This is a genomic window from Streptomyces sp. CA2R106 (assembly GCF_037034245.1).
Classification (GTDB): Bacteria; Actinomycetota; Actinomycetes; order Streptomycetales; family Streptomycetaceae; genus Actinacidiphila.
This window is the reverse complement of the sequence record NZ_JBAGKC010000071.1, coordinates 1-5,128: the sequence shown is the minus strand read 5'-3', so window position 1 is coordinate 5,128 and position 5,128 is coordinate 1. Positions and strand designations below refer to the sequence as shown.

5 protein-coding genes are annotated in these 5,128 nt (G+C 68.5%); all 5 read left to right on the top strand.

Features of this window, described 5'->3' with window-relative positions:
- Positions 1-574: ABC transporter ATP-binding protein (locus WA788_RS34940; RefSeq protein WP_335984403.1), on the top strand; the 574-nt coding region annotated here is incomplete at its 5' end.
- A 251-nt stretch (positions 575-825) separates the two neighbouring features.
- Entirely contained in the window at positions 826-2,463 is a 1,638-nt protein-coding gene (locus WA788_RS34935) for a peptide ABC transporter substrate-binding protein (protein ID WP_335984402.1), read from the top strand.
- Positions 2,464-2,539: 76 nt separating this feature from the next.
- A complete protein-coding gene (locus WA788_RS34930) occupies positions 2,540-3,463 on the top strand; it encodes an ABC transporter permease (protein ID WP_335984401.1) in 924 nt (307 codons plus the stop codon).
- A gap of 70 nt (positions 3,464-3,533) precedes the next feature.
- Positions 3,534-4,454 carry an ABC transporter permease gene (locus WA788_RS34925; RefSeq protein ID WP_335984404.1) on the top strand — a complete coding sequence of 307 codons (921 nt, stop codon included), beginning with the start codon at positions 3,534-3,536 and terminating at the stop codon, positions 4,452-4,454.
- 11 nt (positions 4,455-4,465) lie between these two features.
- The coding region (locus WA788_RS34920; protein ID WP_335984400.1) for an ABC transporter ATP-binding protein at positions 4,466-5,128 on the top strand (663 nt) is incomplete at its 3' end.

Genomic DNA, 5,128 nt, shown 5'->3' with positions numbered 1-5,128 from the left:
CCTGGCCCTCAACCCGGAGATCATCATCTGCGACGAGCCGGTCTCCGCGCTGGACGTCTCGGTGCAGGCGCAGGTGATCAACCTGATGGAGAAGCTCCAGGACGAGTTCGGCCTGTCCTACCTCTTCATCGCGCACGACCTGTCGATCGTGCGGCACATCTCCGACCGGGTCGGCGTGATGTACCTGGGGCGGATGGCGGAGATCGGCACCGACGCCGAGATCTACGAGCACCCGACCCACCCCTACACGCAGGCGCTGCTCTCCGCGGTGCCGGTGCCCGACCCCACCGGGCGCGAGGAGCGGGTGGGCGCCGCCGCGGGCGGCGAGGGGAGCGCCGCCGCAGGTAAGGGGAGGATCATCCTCACCGGCGACGTGCCCTCGCCGGCGAACCCGCCGTCCGGCTGCCGCTTCCGCACCCGCTGCTGGAAGGCGCAGGAGCGGTGCGCGCAGGAGGTGCCGCTGCTCGCGGTGCCTTCGGTCTTCGCCGGCACCGACACCCCGGCCGCCCACGAGTCGGCGTGCCACTTCGCCGAGGAGCGGCAGGTGGTGGGCGGGTCCGCCGACGCGGCCTGACACCCCTGACGCACCGCCACCCCGGCTCGTACGAACGCAGCGCCCCGGACCGCTTCCCGCGGACCGGGGCGCTGCGCCGTACGTGCGGCCGGCGGCCGCGCCGGACGCGTCCACCCGGGTGAACTTCGGCCGCCCCACCGCCTCCTGACCCGCACTTCGACCCGCGACACGGAGTCAAGAAGTGCGGGTATGCCCTTATTGCGGTGTCATGAGTACGCACATGCCCTTTGGGACCCATGAGGAGGCGTTCGATGCGCGGAGCCACACGCGTGAGGTGTGCGGTGGGCGTGCTGGCGGTCGCGCTGGCCGCCACGGCCTGCGGCGGCGGGAGCGACAGCAGTGGCGGCAGCAGCAGCGGCGGTGTCGTGCGCGCCTCGTGGGGCGACCCGCAGAACCCGCTGGAGCCGGCCGACACCAACGAGGTGCAGGGCGGCAAGGTGCTCGACATGATCTTCCGCGGCCTGAAGAAGTACAACCCGGAGACCGCCAAGGCCGAGAACATGATCGCCCAGTCGATCACCACCACCGACTCGCAGAACTTCGACATCAAGATCAAGCCGGGGTGGAAGTTCAGCAACGGCGAGCCGGTCACCTCCGACTCCTTCATCAACGCTTGGAACTTCGGCGCCCTGCTGAAGAACGCCCAGCTCAACGCCTTCTTCTTCGAGCAGATCGACGGCTACGACAAGGTGCACCCGGACGCCGCGGGCGCCAAGTCCACCGCCACCAAGCTCTCGGGCCTGACGAAGGTGTCGGACACCGAGTTCAAGGTGAAACTCAACCAGAAGTTCTCGCTGTGGCCCGACACCCTCGGCTACTCGGCGTTCTACCCGCTGCCCCAGTCGTTCTTCACCAACCAGGCGGCCTGGCTGAAGAACCCGGTCGGCGACGGCCCGTACAAGATCCAGCAGTACACCAAGGGCACCCAGATGTCCCTGCGCAAGTGGGACGGGTACAAGGGCCCGGACGCGGCCGTGAACAACGGCGTCGACCTGCGGGTCTACACCGACAACAACACCGCGTACACCGACCTCCAGGCCGGCAACATCGACCTGGTCGACGACATCCCGGCCGCGCAGCTGAAGAACGTCAAGTCCGACCTCGGCAGCCGCTACATCAACGAGCCGGCCGGCATCATCCAGACCATCGCCTTCCCGCTCTACGACAGCCGCTGGTCGTCGGCGAAGGCCGCCCTGGTCCGGCAGGGCCTGTCGATGGCGATCAACCGCAAGCAGATCACCCAGCAGATCTTCCAGAACACCCGCACCCCCGCCACCGACTGGACCTCCCCGGTACTCGGCGACGCGGGCGGCTACAAGGAGGGGCTGTGCGGTGAGACCTGCGACTACAACCCCACCAAGGCCAAGCAGCTGATCCAGCAGGGCGGCGGCCTGCCCGGCGGGCAGATCACCATCGGCTACAACGCCGACACCGGCTCGCACAAGGAGTGGGTGGACGCGGTCTGCAACAGCATCAACAACGTGCTGGGCAACAACAAGGCCTGCGTCGGCGCCCCCACCGGCACCTTCGCCGACTTCCGGAACAAGATCACCAACAAGCAGATGACCAACCCGTTCCGGTCCGGCTGGCAGATGGACTACCCGCTGATCCAGGACTTCCTCCAGCCGCTGTACTTCACCAACGCCTCCTCCAACGACTCGCACTACAGCAACCCGCAGTTCGACAAGCTGGTCAACCAGGCGAACGCCGACAGCAACACCAGCAGCGCCGTCAGCACCTTCCAGGACGCGGAGAAGCTGCTGGTCAAGGACATGCCGGCGATCCCGCTGTGGTACCAGAACGGCAGCGCGGGCTACTCGACGAACCTCAGCGACGTCAAGCTCAACCCGTTCAGCGTCCCGGTCTACAACGAGATCAAGGTCAAGTGAGACCGGCCGGAGGCCGCACCGGGTCGCCCCGGTGCGGCCTCCGCCCACTTTCCGTGCATGGTGTGCAGGAGGCCCCATGGGACGCTATGTGATCCGGCGGCTGCTCCAGATGATCCCGGTGTTCATCGGCAGCACCTTCCTGATCTTCTTCATGGTCTACGCGCTCGGCGACCCCGTCGCCGCGCTCTTCGGCGAACGGGCGCCGGACCCGGCCACGGCCGCCCAGATCCGGCACGACCTCTACCTCGACCACTCGCTGGGCGCCCAGTACCTGCACTACATGAAGAACATCTTCAGCGGGGACTTCGGCACCGCCTTCAACGGCCAGGCCGTCACCTCGCTGATGGGCAGCGCCTTCCCGATCACCATCCGGCTGACCATCGTGGCGATCATCTTCGAGATCATCATCGGCATCCTGCTCGGCGTCATCACCGGCATGCGGCGCGGCAAGCCGGTCGACACCGGGGTGCTGCTGCTGACCCTGGTGGTCATCTCGGTGCCCACCTTCGTCACCGGCTACGTGCTCCAGTACGTCTTCGGCGTCCAGCTGAAGTGGACCGCGCCCTCGGTGTCGCCCAGCGCGCCCTTCAACGAACTGATCCTGCCCGGGCTGGTGCTGGCGCTGGTCTCACTCGCCTACGTCACCCGGCTCACCCGCACCTCGATCGCGGAGAACACCCGCGCCGACTACGTGCGCACCGCCGTCGCCAAGGGCCTGCCCCGGCACCGGGTGATCACCCGGCACCTGCTGCGCAACTCGCTGATCCCGGTGGTGACCTTCATCGGCACCGACATCGGCGCCCTGATGGGCGGCGCGATCGTCACCGAGCGGATCTTCAACATCCACGGCGTCGGCTACCAGCTCTACCAGGGCATCCTGCGCAACAACGCCCCCACCGTGGTCGGCTTCGTCACCATCCTGGTCCTGGTGTTCCTGCTGGCCAACCTGCTTGTCGACCTGCTCTACGCGGTCCTGGACCCGAGGATTCGCTATGCCTGAACCGATCGACCCCAACGAAGCGATCGACCCGAACCAGGCCATCGCACCGACCGGCGGCTACGGCGGCAGCATGGACCTGGCCGCCTCCGACGCGCAGACCCTGGAGCAGCCGCCGGGGCCCGAGCAGGAGGGCGGCCCCGCCGCCAAACCGCGCAGCCTGTGGTCCGACGCCTGGCGCGACCTGCGGCGCAACCCGATCTTCATCATCTCCGCGCTGATCATCCTCTTCCTGATCTTCATCTCGATCTGGCCGGGCACCATCGCCACCCAGGACCCGCTCAAGGCCAACCTCGCCCGGGCACAGGAGGGTTCGGCCCCCGGCCACCCCTTCGGCTTCGACAACCAGGGCCGCGACGTCTACACCCGCGTCGTCTACGGGGCCAGGGCGTCGGTCACCGTCGGTGTGTGCGCGACCGCCGGCGTGGTCATCCTCGGCAGCGTGCTCGGCGGCCTCGCGGGGTTCTTCGGCGGCTGGTGGGACGCGATCCTCTCCCGGATCAGCGACGTCTTCTTCGGCATCCCGGTGATCCTCGGCGGCCTGGTCTTCCTGTCGGTGGTCACCAACTCCACGGTGTGGCCGGTGGTCGGGTTCATGGTGCTGCTGGGCTGGCCGCAGATCGCCCGTATCGCCCGCGGCTCGGTGATCACCGCCAAGCAGAACGACTACGTACAGGCCGCCCGCGCGCTCGGCGCCGGCAACTCCCGGATGCTGGTACGGCACATCACGCCCAACGCCGTCGCCCCGGTGATCGTCGTCGGCACCATCGCGCTGGGCACGTACATCGCACTGGAGGCGACGCTGTCCTACCTCGGCGTGGGCCTGAAACCGCCCACCGTCTCCTGGGGCATCGACATCTCCGACGCGTCCAACGAGATCCGCAACGCGCCGCACATGCTGCTGTGGCCGGCCGGCGCGCTGAGCCTGACCGTACTGGCGTTCATCATGCTCGGCGACGCGGTCCGCGACGCCCTCGACCCCAAGCTGCGCTAGGAGGCGTCGCGATGCCAACAGGTGGCACAGGAGCCACGGAAGCCGCCGCGGCACCGTCCGCGCAGCCGCCCGCCGGCGACGGCCCGCTGCTCGACGTACGGGACCTGCACGTGGAGTTCCGCACCCGGGAGGGCACCGCCAAAGCGGTCAACGGCGTCAACTACTCGGTGGACGCCGGGGAGACGCTGGCGGTGCTCGGCGAGTCCGGTTCCGGCAAGTCGGTGACCGCGCAGGCGATCATGGGCATCCTCGACTCGCCCCCCGGGTTCGTCACCCAGGGCGAGGTCGTCTTCCAGGGCCGGGACCTGCTCAAGCTCTCCGCCGAGGAGCGGCGCCGGGTGCGCGGCGCGAAGATGGCGATGATCTTCCAGGACGCGCTGTCCTCGCTCAACCCGGTGCTCAGCGTCGGCGAGCAGCTCGGCGAGATGTTCCGGGTCCACCACAAGGCCTCCCGCAAGGACGCCCGCGCCAAGGCGATCGAGCTGATGGAGCGGGTCCGCATCCCCGCCGCCCGCGAACGCGTCAAGCAGTACCCGCACCAGTTCTCCGGCGGTATGCGGCAGCGCGTGATGATCGCGATGGCGCTGGCCCTGGAGCCGGACCTGATCATCGCGGACGAGCCGACCACCGCGCTGGACGTCACCGTGCAGGCGCAGGTGATGGAGCTGCTCGCC

Excerpts from the sequence above, each read along its gene's own strand:
- WA788_RS34935 (WP_335984402.1), top strand. The coding sequence starts at position 826 with ATGCGCGGAGCCACACGCGTGAGGTGTGCGGTGGGCGTGCTGGCGGTC.
- WA788_RS34925 (WP_335984404.1), top strand. The coding sequence starts at position 3,534 with ATGGACCTGGCCGCCTCCGACGCGCAGACCCTGGAGCAGCCGCCGGGG.
- WA788_RS34930 (WP_335984401.1), top strand. The coding sequence starts at position 2,540 with ATGGGACGCTATGTGATCCGGCGGCTGCTCCAGATGATCCCGGTGTTC.